Origin of the sequence: Acidithiobacillus sp. (assembly GCF_049965315.1) — a bacterium.
GTDB lineage: Bacteria > Pseudomonadota > Gammaproteobacteria > Acidithiobacillales > Acidithiobacillaceae > Acidithiobacillus_B.
This window is the reverse complement of record NZ_JBMFWL010000008.1, coordinates 21,136-37,596: the sequence shown is the minus strand read 5'-3', so window position 1 is coordinate 37,596 and position 16,461 is coordinate 21,136. Positions and strand designations below refer to the sequence as shown.

The following is a 16,461-nucleotide window of genomic DNA, read 5'->3' as shown; positions in this document are numbered from 1 at the left end:
ATAGCCATCAATCCGACGGCCGCCGGCTCCGCCGCGGAACATTTGCGCAAAAACAATTTGACAGCCGAGGGGCAAATCCTTATATTACGTCGCATCGGGGCCATAGCTCAGCTGGGAGAGCGCTTGAATGGCATTCAAGAGGTCGGCGGTTCGATCCCGCCTGGCTCCACCAAATTCATCATGAATTTTTGGTACCGGTGCCCGCGCAATGCGGGTTTTTTCTTTTGGGCAGGCGCGCTCCCCGATGGCGGCCCTTGGGCGCCAAGAGGTTCCGGAACCTCTTCGGGATCCGGGAGGTCGGCGCTGTTTCGAAGTTCTTCCGGTGGAGACTCTCCGGTTGCTCCTCCTCGTTGGCCTTGAGCATGGCCGCGTTCTTAAGCCAAAGCCACCGGGTTTTCCCGATGTCGGGCCGGGAAGGCGCATCTTCGCGCCGCAGATCGCCCGGATTCGAAAGAAGATGGGGCATGAGCAATGCCCTTGGCTCGTCAGAACACCCTTGAGTGATCCATCGATGCAGACCATACCCGCTTCTTTTTTTCTGATCCAGTTGTTGAATGGGTCCGGCCTCCTGGCCTTCGCCATCAGCGGCGCCATGCTGGGCGTGCGCAAGGAGTTCGACTTGTTCGGCGTGATCGTCCTCGCGGTGGTGACCGCCGTATCCGGGGGCATCCTCCGGGACGTCCTCATCGGCGCCGTTCCTCCCGAATCCATAAAAGACTGGCACGGGGTGGCGTTGGCCCTCATGGCCGGCCTGTTGAGCTTCCGCTTTCACCATTCCCTGGAGCGCCTGCGCCATCCGGTACTGTTGTTCGACGCCGCGGGGCTCGGGGTGTTCGCGGCGGCCGGCGCGCAAAAAGCGCTGGAGTTTGGACTGGATCCTTTCATGGCCGCCATTCTGGGCGTGATCAGCGGCATCGGCGGCGGCATGGTGCGGGACATCCTTTGCGCCCAGGTGCCCGTCGTGCTTCGGGCGGAGATATACGCCTCGGCGGCCTTCGTAGGCGCACTGGTTGTGGTGGCGGGGGAGCGCCTGGGGGTTCCTGCGCTGGAGGCGCTGCTCCTGGGGGCCGGGCTGACTTTCTTCCTGCGCATGATGGCGCTCTACCGCAACTGGGCCTTGCCCAAAGCCCGCCGAAGTGCTCAGGAATAAGCGCTCTCCCTGACGACGCCGATCCTTTGGCGATCTATGCGCTGGCGAAACGGCTCGGGCGTCATTATCGCAATGTTCACAAAGACGTGAGCGGCCTAAAGCCGATCACGCCCAAACCAAAGCCCCGGACTCCGGGGCTTTTTGCCGCTGGCGATCTGTGGGCTGCCGCGGGGCCGATCCAAGGCCAGCGGAGATGGGCGATGCGCCGTAATCGATGGCATCGCTCTGGGGCTGGGCCAGCGCCGAGGACTGGCTGGCGTGGCTGAATGCGGATTTTCCTTCCACAGCGGGGCTTGCCATTATCCGAATACTGTATAAAATTACAGTATTCGGCGGGGCGATTTTTCCGTTCCATCGGCAGCACCCATGGAGTGGCACCGGGAGAACGCGCAATGGATCAGATACTCACCAAGCGCCAGGCGGAGATTCTGGCCTGGCTGCAAGAGCGGATGGCCGGGGATGGCTCGCCGCCTACCCGTATGGAGTTGGTGCACGCCTTTGGCTTTCACTCTCCCAATGCGGCGGAGAGTCATTTGCGGGCCCTGGCCCGCAAGGGTTTTATCGAGATCCGGGAGGGTACGGCCCGGGGTATCCGCCTGCGGGAGCGGCCGGGGCTAGCGGTGGTGGGGCGGGTGGCGGCGGGTCAGCCGATCCTCGCCGAGGCGCATCTGGAGGGGCGTTACAGCCTCGATGCCCACCTGTTTCAGCCTAACGCCGATTATCTCTTGCGGGTGCAGGGGATGAGCATGCGCGATGCCGGCATCCTCGATGGCGATTTGCTGGCCGTGCATCGTACCGAGGAAGTGCGCGACGGGCAGGTGGTGGTGGCGCGGGTGGATGGCGAGGTCACCGTCAAACGCTGGCGGCGGGAGGGCGATCGTGTGCTGCTCTTGCCGGAGAATCCGGATTTTTCTCCCATCGTGGTGGATTTGCGCCGGGAAACCCTGGCCATTGAGGGAGTGGTGGTCGGTCTGATCCGTTTGGGGAGGGGTATATGAGTCAGGAAGCGTTGCAACGACTGTTACAGGAACATCCGCAGCGGCTGTGGCGTGGCCAGGCCGCCGCCCCCCAGGGAGTGGCCACGGCCTGGCCGGCACTGGATACGGTGCTGGGAGAGTGGCCGCGAGGGGCCTTGACGGAGATCTACAGCAGTGTGGACGGCATCGGCGAGTTGCGCTTGGTCTTGCCGGCCGTGGCGGAGCTCAGTCGCCGGGAAAAGCGCTGGGTCTTGTGGCTGACGCCGCCTTATCTCCCTTATGCGCCGGCCCTGGCGGCCGCCGGCATTGATCTGTCGCGCATGCTGCTGGTACACCCCCGCAAGCGTCTGGATAGCCTGTGGGTGCTGGAACAGGCCTTGCGTGGAGGGACCTGCAGCGCCGTGCTGGCCTGGCCGCCTTTTCTGGCGCCGGCCCAGTTGCGGCGCCTGCAACTGGCCGCGGAGGAAGGGCAGAGCGTGGCCTTTTTCTTCCATAAGGCCGAGGAGGAGGGCGGCCATAGCCTGGCGGCCTTGCGTTTGCGTCTCGCACCGACGCCGTCGGGCTTGCGCGTGCAGGTCCGTAAACGCCGTGCCGGTTTGCCGGGCGAGGGCGAGCTGAGCTTTCCCGAACAAATGGCCTGGTCCTTTGCGCCCGGCGGCCATTAGAGGTTTATTGGCATGCTGTGGTTGGCGCTGCACTTCCCGCGTCTGGGCGTGGATCTGCTGGATCGGCTCCTGCCCGAGCCCGTGCCGGTGGCCCTGGTGGATGGCGCAGGCAGCCGGCAGCGGGTGATGCAGACGAACGCTCTGGCCCATGAAGCAGGGATCCGGCCGGGGATGGGGACGGCGGCGGCCTTGGCGCTGCTGCCCACCCTGCGCCTTTGCGCACGTGATCGGGCTGGAGAAATGGCCAACTTGCGCCGCTGGGCGGCCTTGGCCTATGCCCATGGCCCGCAAGTGGTGCTCCTGCCCGAATGCTTTCCTACCCTCGCCCTGGAACTGGAGGGGAGTGCGCATCTTTTTGCCGGGGTGGAGGGCGTGGCGCGACGTTTGCGCCGGATCTTCCAGGACTTGGGGGTGGCGGTGCGGATCGGGGTTGCGCCGACCCCCCTGGGGGCGGCGCTGCTGGCGCAGCGGCGAGACCATGGCCGCTGCATCACCCTTGAGCAGTGGCAGCGCGATTGCCTGGAGTTGCCCATCGCCCTCTTGCCCCTTCCCGAGGCAACCCATCGTGACTTGGCGGCCTTGGGCCTGGGCCAGATCAAGGCGCTCTGGGTGATACCCCGGAAACAACTGGCGCGCAGGTTTGGCCCATCCCTGGGCCAATTGCTGGATCGCCTCGCGGGAATGGCGCCGGACCCGCGTCCTTCCCTGGCCTTCGCCCCCAAGGTGGCAATGACGGTGCAGCTCCCGGCCGAGGCGGAATCCTGGTCGGGGCTGCGCTTTGCCTTGCGGCGGGTCCTGCAGGATCTCTGTGAGCAATTGCGGGTGCGCGCCCAGGCCGCGCAAGCCTGGCGTTTGCAACTGATCCTGCGCGATGGAGAGGCAGCGTTCTCCCTGTCCCTGCGCCGTCCCAGCCGCGATGCCGAGGCCCTCCTTGCCCTGTGGCAGAGCCACCTGGAAGGCAAGCCCTCGACGGCGCCCATCCGCGCCTTGCGCCTTGCCGCCGCGGATCTCGGCGCCTATGGCGAACAGCAGCAAGGCTGGTGGGAAGAGGGGCAGGAGGAGGCCCTCTGGTCCTTCGTGGAACGCCTGCGCGCGCGCCTGGGCGATGGCGCGGTGGCGGGCGTCGCAGCCGTTGCGGAGCATCGCCCGGAGCGGGCCTGGCGCCGCGTTGCGCCGGGAGGAGCCTCCGCCGGCGGCGGAACTGCGCGCCGCCCCCTGTGGCTCTTGCCGGTACCTCTGCCCCTGCCGGTTGCGCTGTCTGCGCCGTCGGCGCCGTCGGCGGATCAGGTGGAACGCATCGAAGGGGGGTGGTGGGACGGTCAGGACGTGGCGCGGGATTATTTCGTCCTGCACCGTCCGGATGGTTCCCGCTGCTGGGTTTACCGCGACTTGCGCAGCGGCGGATATTTCCTTCATGGCTACTTTGCCTGATTATGCCGAGCTCCATTGCCTGAGCAATTACAGCTTTCTGCGCGGGGCATCCCATGTGGAGGAACTGGTGGGGCGGGCCAGGGAGCTGGGCTATGGTGCCTTGGCCATTACCGAGGAATGTTCCCTGGCCAGCGCCCCCCGCGCCCACCTGGCGGGCAAGGCGGCGGGGCTGCCCATCATTCATGGTACGGAACTGCAGTTGGAGGATGGCCCAAAAATCGTCCTGCTGGTCGCCGATGGCAAGGGTTATGCGGCCCTGTCCCGACTCATCAGCCGCGCCCGCCAGCGCGCCGCCAAAGGACAATATCGCGCCTGCCTGGCCGATCTGGAGGGCGTGGGCGGCTGTCTGGCCATCCTCCTGCCGAGGCCCGGCCTCGACGACGGCTGGCTGCCGGGGGCCAGGGGCTGCGTGGCGGCCCTGGGAAGCGCCGCGGTCTGGCTGGGGGTGGAACTCCTGCGGGAGGGGGACGATGGGGAGCGCCTGCGCCGTCTGCAGGCCTGGGGTGAGGCGCTGGGATTGCCTCTGGTCGCCTGCGGTGACGTGCATATGCACCGGCGCAGCCGGCGTGCCTTGCAGGATGTGCTGACGGCCGTACGCCAGCGATGCACCCTGGCGGAGGCGGGTTTCCATCTGGCCGCCAACGGCGAGCGCCACTTGCGCGCGCGGGCCGTGCTGGCCGGCCTGTATCCCGCCCCGCTCCTGCAGGAGAGCCATGTCCTGGCCCAGCGCTGCCATTTCACCCTCGACAGCCTCCGTTATCGCTATCCCGACGGCGATTGCCCCGCCGGCATGGCGCGGGATGACCACCTGGCCCAACTGGCCCGGGAGGGCCTGCAACGGCGTTACCCGGAAATGCCACCCGTCCCGGTGCAGGAACAGTTGCGCCGGGAGCTGGAACTGGTGCGGGAGCTGGATTATGCCGGCTATTTCCTGACCGTCCATGACATCGTGGCCTTTGCCAAGGCGCGCGGCATTCTCTGCCAGGGACGGGGGTCGGCGGCCAACTCGGTGCTCTGCTATGCCCTGGGCATCACCGAGGTGGACCCGGCGCGCATGAATCTGCTCTTTGCACGCTTCATCTCCCGGGAGCGCCATGAACCGCCGGATATCGACGTGGACTTCGAGCATGATCGTCGCGAGGAGGTGATCCAGTATGTCTTCCAACGCTATGGCCGCGAGCATGCCGCCCTTACCGCCACGGTCATCCACTACCGCCCGCGCAGTGCCATGCGCGATGCCGCCCGCGCCCTGGGCTTCACGGCCGCGGAGGTGGCGCGACTGTGCAAAGGACTGGCCTGGTGGGATGGCCGGGAGGTGCGCCCCGAACGCTTGCGGGAGGCCGGCTTCGACCCGGAGGCGCCGGCGCTGCAGCGGCTGATGGGGGTGGTGAATGCCCTGGTGGGTTTCCCCCGCCATCTCTCCCAGCATGTGGGGGGCATGGTCCTGTCCGCCACCCCTCTGCCGGACCTGGTGCCGGTGGAGCCCGCCGCCATGGCCGGACGCACGGTATTGCAATGGGACAAGGACGACCTGGATGCCTTGGGCATCCTGAAGGTGGACATCCTCGCCCTGGGCATGCTTTCCGTCCTGCGCCGGGCCTTGGGAGAAATCCGGATGTCCCTGGGCGATATCCCGGCCGAAGACCCCCAGGTCTATGCCATGCTGCAGCGGGGCGACAGCCTGGGGGTTTTCCAGGTGGAGTCGCGGGCGCAGATGGCCATGCTGCCGCGCCTCCAGCCCCGCACCTTTTATGATCTGGTCATCGAAGTGGCCATCGTCCGTCCCGGCCCCATTCAGGGCGACATGGTCCATCCCTACCTGCGCCGCCGCCAGGGCCTGGAGCCGATTTCCTATCCGGGGCCGGAGGTGGAAAAGGTCCTGCAGCGCACTCTGGGGGTGCCCATTTTCCAGGAGCAGGTCATGCAGATTGCCATGCAGGCGGCAGGATTCAACGGCGATGAGGCCGACGGCCTGCGCCGGGCCATGGCGGCCTGGCGCCGGCAGGGCAATCTGGGTCCCTACGCCGACAAGCTGGTTGCCGGACTCCTGGCGCGGGGCTACGCGGGCGCCTTTGCCGAGCGTCTCTGCCAGCAGATCCAGGGTTTTGCCGAATACGGCTTTCCCGAGTCCCACGCAGCCAGTTTCGCCCTGCTGGTCTACGCCTCCGCCTGGATCAAGTGCCATCATCCGGCGATCTTTGCCGCCGCCCTCCTCAACAGCCAGCCCATGGGCTTTTATGCCCCCGCGCAGATCGTCCAGGACGCCCGCCGCCATGGGGTGTCCGTCCTGCCCGTCGATGCGCGCCATAGCCACGCCGAGAGCCGGGTGGAGAACGGCGCCCTGCGGCTGGGTTTACGCATGATCAAGGGCCTTCCTGCGGCGGGCATGCAGCGCCTGCTGCAATGGCGCGAGCAGCATCCGGACTTTTCCATCCGGGAGTTGCTCCAGGAAGCGGGGTTGGAGAGGGATCTGCTGCAGATCCTGGCGCGGGCGGGGGCCCTCAATGGGATGGCCGGTGATCGCCATGGCGCCTTGTGGGCCATTCAGGGAAGGATTCCCGCCACGCCCCTGGCCCTGGATTATCGCGAGTCGGCGCAGGAGGAAGTGCCTCTGCCCGCGGAAAGCCCGGCCCAGGCCTGCGTCGCGGACTATACACAACTGGGTCTCAGCCTCGGTCCCCATCCCCTGGCGTTTCTCCGCCCTCGTCTGGAGCGGGATGGCTATCGCTCCGTATCCCGTCTGCGTCAGGCGCGAACGCGCAGCCTGCAGACCCTGGCAGGGCTGGTCATCAATCGGCAACGGCCAGGCACCGCCAAGGGCACGATCTTCCTGACCCTGGAAGACGAGACCGGCATGCTCAATGTCATTGTCCGGGGCGATCTGGTGGAAGCCCATCGTCGCGTCCTCCTGCAGGCGCAACTGCTGGGTGTGCGCGGTACCCTGGAGCGGGAAGGGGAGGTCGTTCACCTCATCGCCAGCCAGTTGCGCGACCTGAGTCCCTGGCTAGGGCGACTGACCCTGTCTTCCCGGGATTTTCATTGAGGGAAGGGGTGGGGCTGCGCTGGCCTTTCGCCCTATGCACGGTTTAGAATCAAGAAATCCGCTCCGGCACCTGCAAACGCTCATAAGGAAAAGCTTATGCACAAAAAATCCATCGGTATGGCCATCGCCCTTTTCGTGGTAGGCAGCCTCAGCGGCGTCGTTGCCGACCGCTTCCTGCCCATTGGCAATGCTCAGGCCGGCGTGAAACTGGATGCCGCCGAGCGCCTCATCGATGCGGTCACCCATGGCCAGGCCCGGGCGAAAAAGGTATTCCCCGGTCCCGGAGGGCTGACGGGAGTGGTCGTCGAGGCCAATCAACACCCTCTGGTGGCCTGGATCACCCCGGGCGGGAAATATCTCGCCGTAGGACCTCTCCTGAATGCCCAAGGGCAGGATGAAACGCGGCTGGCCATGGAAAAGCTCCATCTCCTGCCGACGGTCATGGCCCCTGCGGATTTTGCCCAATTGGCGAGCAAAGAGGCCAATGGTTTCGTCCTGGGCAAGACCGGGCCCGAGATTACCGCCTTTGTGGACCCCAACTGCATCTTTTGCCATAAATTTTATGAAGAAGCCCAACCCTTGATCAACGCCGGCAAATTGCGCGTGCGTTTTGTGATTGTGGGTTTCCTCAAGCCCAACAGCGCCTCCAAGGCCGCAGCCATTCTCGGCGCAAAGGATCCCCAGGCCGCCATGGCCGAAAATGAGAAAGGCTTTGACGCCGCCACGGAAGAGGGCGGCATCAAGCCCATGGACAATCCCCCGGCGGCGCTGCGTGCGGCCGTGGAAAACAACACCCGGCTACTGGCCAAGGGCGGCGAGCTGGCTACCCCCACCCTGATTTACTGCAACAAAAAAACCGGTCTGGAGGTCATCCATGGCCTGCCCCAAGAGGGCTTGACGGGGCTCCTGGGGCAACTGGGCAATCTGCAGGGTGGGGCCTGCAAGGAATGATCGCGCCCGCGCATAGCCCCGCACCGCCGGTCATCCGCCGCGAGGATTATCGTCCGCCCCGCTTCGCCATCGATTCCGTAGATCTCGACATCCAGCTCGACCCCGAGCTTACCCTGGTACGCGCCCGCCTCCATCTGCGCCGCCAGTCCGAGGCCGATGATCAGCCCTTGCGCCTCTGCGGGGAAGGTCTGACCCTGCTGGAGATCCGGCAGGATGGGCAGACCCTGCCCAAGGACCGGTATCGCCTGGAAGAAGGTGCCTTGCTGCTGCTGCATCCGCTCGTGGATTTTGTCCTCGAAACCCTGGTCCAGATCCGCCCCATGGCCAATACCGCCTTGTCCGGACTGTACTTCGCCAACGGCCATTTCATCACCCAATGTGAGGCCGAGGGCTTTCGCCGCATCACCTATTATCTGGATCGGCCGGACGTGCTGGCCCGCTTTGGAGTCACCCTCCATGCCGAGCGGGGTGCGTATCCGGTCCTGCTTGCCAACGGCAATCGCACCGCCGCCGGAGAGGAGCCCAATGGCAGGCACTGGGTGCGCTGGGAGGATCCTTTCCCCAAACCCTGTTATCTCTTTGCCCTGGTGGCCGGAGACCTGGGCTGCGTGCGCGACCACTTCCGCACCGCTTCCGGGCGCGATGTCGCCCTGGAGATCTATGTCGAGGCGCACCATCTGGACGCCTGCGCCCAGGCCATGGATGCCCTCCGGCGCGCCATGGCCTGGGATGAGCGGGTCTACGGTCGCGAGTACGACCTCGATCGCTACATGATCGTCGCCACCGACACCTTCAATATGGGGGCCATGGAAAACAAGGGCCTCAATATCTTCAATTCCAAATACGTCCTGGCCCGCCCCGAAACCGCCACCGACACCGATTACCAGGGGATTGAATCCGTCATTGCCCACGAATACTTCCACAACTGGACGGGCAACCGCGTGACCCTGCGCGACTGGTTCCAGTTGAGCCTCAAGGAGGGTCTCACGGTATTCCGGGACCAGGAGTTCAGCGCCGACGAAAACTCCCGCGGCGTGCAGCGCATCGGCGACGTGCGCCGCCTGCGGGCCGCCCAGTTCCCCGAGGACGCCGGCCCCCTGGCCCACCCGGTCCGTCCCGATGCCTACATCGAGATCAACAACTTTTACACGGCGACGGTCTACGAAAAGGGCGCCGAAGTGGTGCGCATGATCCACACCGTCCTGGGTGCCGCGGCATTCCGCCAGGGGATGGACCTCTATTTCGCCCGTCATGACGGGCAGGCCGTTACCATTGAAGACTTCCTGGCCGCCATGGAAGGGGCCACGGGCAGGGATCTCGCCGCCTTCCGCCTCTGGTACAGTCAGGCCGGTACGCCGGTAGTGCATGCCGCGGGGCGGTATGATCCCGTACAAAAGCGCTACTCCCTGACCCTGCGTCAGGAGACGGCCCCCACGCCGGGGCAGCCCGAAAAGCGGCCCCTGCCCATCCCGGTGCGGATGGCCCTGTTCAGCCCGGCGGGGCAGGCCATGCCCCTGCGCGGGCAGGAGGAAGATGGGGGAGGGGAGCGGGAACGCATCCTCATGCTGGATACGGCCGAGCAGACCTGGATATTCACGGATCTGCACGAGGCCCCCGTGCCCTCCCTGCTCCGGGGCTTTTCCGCGCCGGTGCGTCTGGAGATGGGGCTTGACGACGCCCAGCGGGCCTTCCTCGCCAGCCATGACGACGATCCCTTCAATCGCTGGGAGGCCATGCAAGGGCTGGCGCTCCAGGCCCTGTTGGCGGCCATCGGCCAACCCGACAGGGCGGGACTTTTGCCGGAATTCCTGCGCGGGGCCCTGGCGGCGGTGCTCAGCGACGCGCGGATGGACCCGGCCTACCGCGCCGAACTGCTTACCCTGCCCAGCGAAGATTATGTGGGCGAACAGATGGCCGTCATCGACGTGGATGGCATCCACTCCGCCCGGGAGGCGTTGCGGCGGGCCATGGGGTCGGCCTTTGGCGAACAATGGGCGGCCGCTTACGAAAGCCTCGCCTTCCCCTATCGCCGGGATGGCATCAGCAGCGGGCGGCGCCGCTTGCGCAACCTGGCCCTGGCCTATCTGCTGGCCAGCGATGCCTCGTATCTGGACAGGACACGGCAACAATACCGGCAGGCCGACAACATGACGGACCATCTGGCGGCCTTCAGTCTTTTGGTGCATCAGCCCGAGGCCGACGTCAGCGATATTCTGGCCGACTTCTACCGGCGCTGGCAGCAGCACCCCCTGGTCATCGACAAATGGTTTGCCATTCAGGCGAGCGCGCCACGTCCCGATACCCTGGCCAAGGCCCGGGCGCTGTTGCAGCATCCGGCCTTTGACTGGCGCACGCCGAACCGGGTGCGCGCCCTACTGGGGAGTTTTGGCGCCAACGCTACGGCCTTTCACGCCGCTGACGGCTCGGGATATGCTTTTCTGGCCGCGCAGGTCCGCCATCTTGACGAGCTCAATCCGCAAATCGCCGCACGTCTGGTCACCCCCCTGAGCCGCTGGCAGCGCTACGATGTCCACCGCCAGGACCTCATGCGCCAAGCCTTGGAGGACCTCGCGGGCAAGGCGGGTTTATCCAGGGATCTCGGCGAGGTACTGGAGAAATCCCTCAAGCTGTCCTAATCTGGAAAACATTATTACATCACTGTGGCAGGAGAAAAAACATGAGCATAGATCGCAATCTCGCCGTTCAGCGGGCCTTGGCCATGGCCGACGAAAGCCCCCTTGATGCCGCTACCATTGCCGTTTCCGAACAGTTGACAGGAAAGGACAACCTCACCCTGGACGAGGCCGTAGCGGCCTTGGGGAGCAACCAGATCGCCGAACTGGCCGGCTTCCTCAACGAAACCAAGACCTGCAAAGAGCTGGAAGTGCCCTGCGATACGGGCGGACTGGATCGCCGGCAAATGGTGGAATGGGAAGTGAATCCCCAGGAGTATTGCCTGGCCCACGAGATTGCCCTGCTGGGGCACATGGTCGAGCGCAAGCGCGAAAATCTGGAGTGATCCCCTGGGCGATTCTGGTTGATCAGCCAGGATCTCCCCTCCCGATCGCAGCCGAACCAGCCGCCAAGAGCCGGATCCAGGGTCAATCCCAGGGGCGTGCCGTAGTGCGCCAGCGCTCCCAATATTTGTGGCACTTCTTCAGATGCTTGCCGCGCCGGGCCTGGAGATAACCCAGGAGGAGGCCGGCTTCGTAAGCGAGCAGCACCTTGCGGCCATGGGCCAAGGGCGCCAATCGTTCCAGGGCCATCTGCGCGTCGCGGATCCCCCCCAGGGATTCCTGCAAACTCGCCAGGACCTTGACGAGGGGCTTGCTGTCCTGGCCGGGCCACAAGGGACTCATGGCCAAAGCCGCATAGCGGAGATTTTTGATCTGGATGCGCAGGGCGTGCAGGCTTGTCGCGTCTTCGCCCGTCTGGTGGGCCCTGTGCACCCGCTGATCCCAGCGATGAAATTGATCTGCGCAAAAGTCCTGCAGCGATCGGCCGCCCGCAAGGCCATGGCGCAGCAGCAGGGCCCAGAGGGAAAGCAGGGGGACAAGCACGGCGCGCAGTTCCGCCTCATCCTGTGCTGCCTGCGCCCGGTCCCGCAAAAACCCGGCCAGGGGCTCCGGCGTCATGCCCATCTCATCACTCAGCCGGGCCCAATAAAGACCCAGGGCGTCGTAGTCGCGGCGTGCGTTTTGCCGATGGAACCAAAGCGCCAGTTCGCGGCGCAGCGTGGCCAGGGTTTTCCCGGGGTCCAGGGGGCGGCTAAAACGCAGGAGACTGCGCAGGCTGCGGATGGTTTTGCGCAACTGATGGAAGGGCTCCGCCGCCATGGGTGCGGCGAGACAGGCGTCCAGTTCCGTCATGGCCTGATGGCAGTGGGCCAGCATCAGCGCCGCCAGGGCTTCTCCGGCATCGTCATGGCGCCGCAAGCGGATCGCCTTGGGCCGCGATGCGGCCTTCTCGGGGATGAGTCCGGCCAGCAGCAGTCCGCGCAGCATCTTGCTCTGGGCATCGGGCAGGAGGGGGAGATCCCGGCACAGGGCGGCCCCCAAGGTCAGGACCGCGGCGGGGTCGCCCTCGATCAGTTCCAGCTCCAGTTCCAGGATGGGTTCCCTGGCCGCGTTGGCGCGGATCTCTCCGCGATCCGCGGCAAGCAGGATGCGACTGCCGTCTTCCCGGGAGACGGCCTTTTCAATGCGTTGGAATTCCGTCTCCAGGATTGCCAACAGCGGCCGCTCCCGGAGGGGTTCGAGGATCTCCCGCACCGGGCTTTCCGTAAAGACGGCGAGACTGGGGCGGGCATCGTCGACCTCGACATTCCATTCCGGACGTTGGTGCAAGCCGCCGGCCGCGCTCCCCTCGCCCTTGAGGGTCGCCACCCAGTGTTCTCCCTCCCGCCGCACCCGATAGGCCAGGCCGGCGCGCTGCAAGGCTGCGTCTGGGGTGTCGTAATAAATGGCATGCATGGGGATGGCCGGGGTATCCTGCAGGGCCAGCAGGGGATGGGCCAGCATCTGCTCCCAGGCCGCCGGGTCCAGAAGGCGAAGTTTAAGTTCCTGCTCCATGGGGTTTCCTCATGACAAAATCCAGGATCTGCGTCCACTGGGGAAGCTCGGCGCGGCTTTCATGGGCGCGCAGATCGGCAATCCCCACCCCCAGTTGGGCTGCCCGCACATAGATCTGACTATCGCGCAAGGTGGCAATGGGAGCCCAGTCGCGCTCGCTGAGGTAGTCCTTGAGGGCCTGCTCGGCACGGGTATGGAGGTTGACCCGATTGGCAATGAGACCCACGGCAACCCGTCCCTTGCGGACGCGCTTGATTTCCTGCAGGCGCCCTAAAAAGTCGCTGCTGGCGTCCATGTCGAAGGCCGATGGGGTAATGGGCACCAGCACGCACTCCGCCTCGGCGGCCATGGCCTCCAGGCGGCTGCGCTTCATCCCGGGAGGGGCGTCGAACAGGGTGAAGGCCGCCGCTGGATAGTGGGCATAGTTCCGATCGGGATCGGCCAGAACGGTGATGGCGGGCAGGCTGGGCGGGCGCCGTTGTCCCCAGGCGGTTGCAGATCCCTGGGGATCTAGGTCGGCCAGTAGCACCGGGCCGCGCAGGGCCAGGAGGCTGGCGAGATTGGTGGCGATGGTGGTCTTGCCGGACCCGCCCTTGCTGTTGAGGATCAGGACGCGGGTCATGGCGGTTCAGTCATGGCTCGTATTGCGGGCATGGCGCTCCAACAGGCGATCCTGGGCCGAGCGGCACGGAGTTTCCGGGCTTGGGCGCAGGCTGTGATATTGCCCGTTTGCCTGCATGGTCCAGGCATTGCACTCGTCCTCCAGGTAAAAGGTCAGGGCCTCCTGCACCACCCGGGCCTGCAAGGCCGGGTCATCGATGGGGAAGGCCACTTCCAGGCGCCGGAAGAGGTTGCGGCCCATCCAGTCGGCGCTGGCCGCCCAGACCTGGGGCTTGCCACCATTGCCGAAGTAGTAGACGCGGCTGTGCTCCAGAAAGCGTCCGACGATGGAACGCACGCGGATGTGTTCGGAGACTTCGGGAATACCCGGCCGCAGGGCGCAGGCCCCGCGCACGATGAGGTCAATCTCCACCCCTGCCTGGGAAGCGCGATAGAGGGAGCGGATGATGCCGGGGTCCACCAGGGCGTTGACCCGGGCGATGATGCGTCCCCTCTTGCCGCGCCGGATTTCCTTTTCGATACCCGCCAGCACCGCGTCGTAGAGGGTGAAGGGGCTTTGCAGCAGGCGCCGCAACCTGGGCGCCTTGCCCATGCCGGTAATGTGCATGAAGAGGTCGTTCATGTCCGCCGTGATCTCCGGGTCGGCGGTGAGCAGGCTCAGATCCGTATAAATCCGGGCGTTGCGGGGATGATAATTGCCCGTCCCCAGATGGCCGTACATGCGGATGCCCTCGTCTTCCCGGCGCAGGACCAGGGCCATCTTGGCGTGGACCTTGTGGTTGACCACCCCATAGACCACCTGCACGCCCACTTCCTCCAGGCGTTCGGCCAGTTGGATATTGTTGGCCTCGTCGAAACGCGCCTTGAGCTCCACCACCGCCGTTACCTGCTTGCCGCTGACGGCGGCCTCCGTCAGGGCATCGACGATGGGCGAGTCGGGGGTGCTCCGGTACAGGGTTTGCTTGATGCCCAGGACCTTGGGATCGCGGGCTGCCTGGCGAATGAAATCCAGCACCGGCGTAAAGCTCTGATAGGGATGATGGAGCAGGATGGGCGCGCGCCGCAGTTGACTGAAGATGGCCTCGGGCCGCGCGCACTCCGGGGGTTGGCTGGGTACGAAGGGGGGATAGAGCAGGTCCGGACGCCGCACCATGTCGATGATGGCCGCCAGGCGCGAAAGGTTGACCGGTCCGGGCAGGGCATAGAGATCGCCGGTGCCCAGCTCGAAATGGCGCAGGAGATAGTCCACCACTTCGCCGGGGCAGTTGCTCGCGACTTCCAGACGGACCGCCTCGCCGAAGGGCCGCAGGGGGAGTTCGTCCGCCAGGGCGTCCAGGAGGTTGTCCACTTCTTCCTCATCGACGAAGAGTTCGCTGTTGCGGGTGACGCGGAACTGGAAAAAGCCCTTGATGGTCAGCCCCGGGAAGAGCGCCTGCACATGCTCGTGAATCAGCGACGAGAGGAAGACGAAGTCGCTGGGGCCGGCAATCTCCGTGGGGACCTGAATGATGCGCGGCAGAATGCGCGGCGCCTGCACCACGGCGATGGGACTCTTGCGCCCATAGGCGTCTTGGCCTTCGAGGACGATGGCAAAGTTCAGGCCCTTGTTCTGGACCTTGGGGAAGGGATGGGCGGGATCCAGGCTGAGGGGGGTGAGGAGCGGCAGGACTTCCTTCTGGAAGTACGCTTCGCTCCAGCGGCGCTGCGCCGGTGCCCAATCCTGCCGGCGGAGCAGGCGAATGCCCTCGCCGGACAGCGCCGGCAGCAGGCGTTCATTGAGGCAGCGATATTGCGCATGGATGATCTCGTGGGTGACCTCGGAGATGGCCTCGATCTCGCGATTGGGTCCGAGCATGTCCGGCCCCAGAGGCCCGGCGCCGAACTTGCGGCGTTGCATGAGTCCGGCGGCGCGCACTTCGAAGAACTCGTCCAGGTTGGTGGAGACGATGGTGAGGAAGCGCAAGCGTTCCAGCAGGGGCACCTGGGGATCGTCGGCCAGGGCGAGCACCCGACGGTTGAATTCGAGGATGCTGAGGTCGCGGTTGAAATAGAGTTCCGGACGATCCAGGGACGGCAGCGGAAGCTCCGCTTCCGCGCCCGGGACGAGGGAAGGCGCGGAGTCAGACATGGGCGACGCCGACCCGGCGTTCCGCCGCGTCCAGGGTGTTGCTCAACAAGGTGGCCACGGTCATGGGTCCGACTCCCCCCGGCACCGGGGTAATCCAGGCGGCCCGGGCATTGGCGCCGGCAAAGTCCACGTCCCCGGTCAGGCGGCCATCGGGCAGCCGGTTGATGCCCACGTCAATGACCACCGCCCCCGGGCGGATCCACTCGCCGCGGATGAGCCCCGGCTTGCCCACGGCGGCCACGAGGAGTTGCGCGCGGCGCACATGGGCCTCCAGGTCCCGGGTGAAGCGGTGGCAGACCGTCACCGTGGCTCCGGCCAGGAGCAGCTCCAGGGCCATGGGCCGTCCGACGATGTTGGAGGCGCCGACGATGACCGCTTCCATCCCCTTGGGATCGATGTTGGTCTCGGCAAGGAGGGTCATGATCCCCGCGGGGGTGCAGGAGCGCAACAGGGGAGCGCGCAGGGCGAGGCGGCCGATGTTGTAGGGATGGAAGCCGTCGACGTCCTTGGTCACGGCAATGGCCTCGATGATCTGCTCCGTATCGAACTGCGGCGGCAGGGGCAATTGGATGAGGATGCCATCCACCGCGTCGTTGCCATTGAGGGCATCGATATGCGCCAGCAGGGTCTCCGGCGGGCAAGCGGCGGGAAAATTGGCGGCAAAGGACTGGATGCCCACGGCCGTGCAGGCATCCCGTTTCTTTTTCACATAGATCTGCGAAGCAGGGCTCTCGCCCACCAGAACCACCGCCAGACCGGGACGGCGGCCATGGCGTTGCAGGAATCGGGCGCTGCGCAGGCTGACGCGCTCCTGTACGGCACGGGCGATGGCCTTGCCATCAATCACTTGGGCACTCATGGCAGGGATCCCCTGAGGAGCGACGGCAAAGAGTCACTGGGGAACATGCCGGCTGTCTCTCGATA

Annotated in this window: 12 protein-coding genes and 1 tRNA gene; 9 read left to right on the top strand and 4 right to left on the bottom strand. The window is 65.6% G+C overall.

Annotated features, from left to right (window positions below; all coding sequences use genetic code 11):
* Window positions 1–96 precede the first annotated feature (96 nt).
* From ACP5MM_RS03675 to ACP5MM_RS03635, 9 genes are all read left to right on the top strand, one after another.
* A tRNA-Ala gene (locus ACP5MM_RS03675) sits at window positions 97–172 on the top strand.
* A 339-nt stretch (window positions 173–511) separates the two neighbouring features.
* Window positions 512–1,150 carry a trimeric intracellular cation channel family protein gene (locus ACP5MM_RS03670; protein WP_427930909.1) on the top strand — a complete coding sequence of 213 codons (639 nt, stop codon included), beginning with the start codon at window positions 512–514 and terminating at the stop codon, window positions 1,148–1,150.
* 392 nt (window positions 1,151–1,542) lie between these two features.
* Window positions 1,543–2,148, top strand: coding sequence for a transcriptional repressor LexA (gene lexA, locus ACP5MM_RS03665; RefSeq protein WP_427934137.1), 606 nt, complete (start codon window positions 1,543–1,545; stop codon window positions 2,146–2,148).
* Window positions 2,145–2,792, top strand: a complete 648-nt coding sequence (gene imuA / locus ACP5MM_RS03660; protein ID WP_427934136.1) for a translesion DNA synthesis-associated protein ImuA — start codon at window positions 2,145–2,147, stop codon at window positions 2,790–2,792. Before lexA ends, imuA begins: the two co-directional genes overlap by 4 nt.
* Before the next feature lie 12 nt (window positions 2,793–2,804).
* Window positions 2,805–4,223, top strand: a complete 1,419-nt coding sequence (locus ACP5MM_RS03655; RefSeq protein WP_427934135.1) for a Y-family DNA polymerase — start codon at window positions 2,805–2,807, stop codon at window positions 4,221–4,223.
* Window positions 4,207–7,266 carry an error-prone DNA polymerase gene (locus tag ACP5MM_RS03650; RefSeq protein WP_427934134.1) on the top strand — a complete coding sequence of 1,020 codons (3,060 nt, stop codon included), beginning with the start codon at window positions 4,207–4,209 and terminating at the stop codon, window positions 7,264–7,266. The genes ACP5MM_RS03655 and ACP5MM_RS03650 overlap by 17 nt, the downstream gene beginning before the upstream one ends.
* A 96-nt stretch (window positions 7,267–7,362) precedes the next feature.
* A complete protein-coding gene (gene dsbG / locus ACP5MM_RS03645) occupies window positions 7,363–8,217 on the top strand; it encodes a thiol:disulfide interchange protein DsbG (protein ID WP_427934133.1) in 855 nt (284 codons plus the stop codon).
* Window positions 8,214–10,853, top strand: a complete 2,640-nt coding sequence (gene pepN / locus ACP5MM_RS03640; RefSeq protein WP_427934132.1) for an aminopeptidase N — start codon at window positions 8,214–8,216, stop codon at window positions 10,851–10,853. Before dsbG ends, pepN begins: the two co-directional genes overlap by 4 nt.
* Before the next feature lie 41 nt (window positions 10,854–10,894).
* Complete coding sequence (locus ACP5MM_RS03635; RefSeq protein WP_427930902.1) at window positions 10,895–11,236, top strand: hypothetical protein; 342 nt, start codon at window positions 10,895–10,897, stop codon at window positions 11,234–11,236.
* A gap of 82 nt (window positions 11,237–11,318) precedes the next feature.
* Here the strand turns inward: ACP5MM_RS03635 and ACP5MM_RS03630 are convergent, their stop codons facing one another.
* The 4 genes from ACP5MM_RS03630 to folD are packed head-to-tail and all read right to left on the bottom strand — an operon-like array spanning window position 11,319 to window position 16,396.
* Window positions 11,319–12,788, bottom strand: a complete 1,470-nt coding sequence (locus tag ACP5MM_RS03630; protein WP_427934131.1) for a CHAD domain-containing protein — start codon at window positions 12,786–12,788, stop codon at window positions 11,319–11,321.
* Complete coding sequence (locus tag ACP5MM_RS03625) at window positions 12,772–13,410, bottom strand: ParA family protein (protein ID WP_427930900.1); 639 nt, start codon at window positions 13,408–13,410, stop codon at window positions 12,772–12,774. Before ACP5MM_RS03625 ends, ACP5MM_RS03630 begins: the two co-directional genes overlap by 17 nt.
* A gap of 6 nt (window positions 13,411–13,416) precedes the next feature.
* On the bottom strand, window positions 13,417–15,537 hold the full coding sequence (gene ppk1 / locus ACP5MM_RS03620) for a polyphosphate kinase 1 (RefSeq protein WP_427930899.1): 2,121 nt from the start codon (window positions 15,535–15,537) through the stop codon (window positions 13,417–13,419).
* Window positions 15,530–16,396 carry a bifunctional methylenetetrahydrofolate dehydrogenase/methenyltetrahydrofolate cyclohydrolase FolD gene (gene folD, locus ACP5MM_RS03615; protein WP_427930898.1) on the bottom strand — a complete coding sequence of 289 codons (867 nt, stop codon included), beginning with the start codon at window positions 16,394–16,396 and terminating at the stop codon, window positions 15,530–15,532. Before folD ends, ppk1 begins: the two co-directional genes overlap by 8 nt.
* Window positions 16,397–16,461 lie beyond the last annotated feature (65 nt).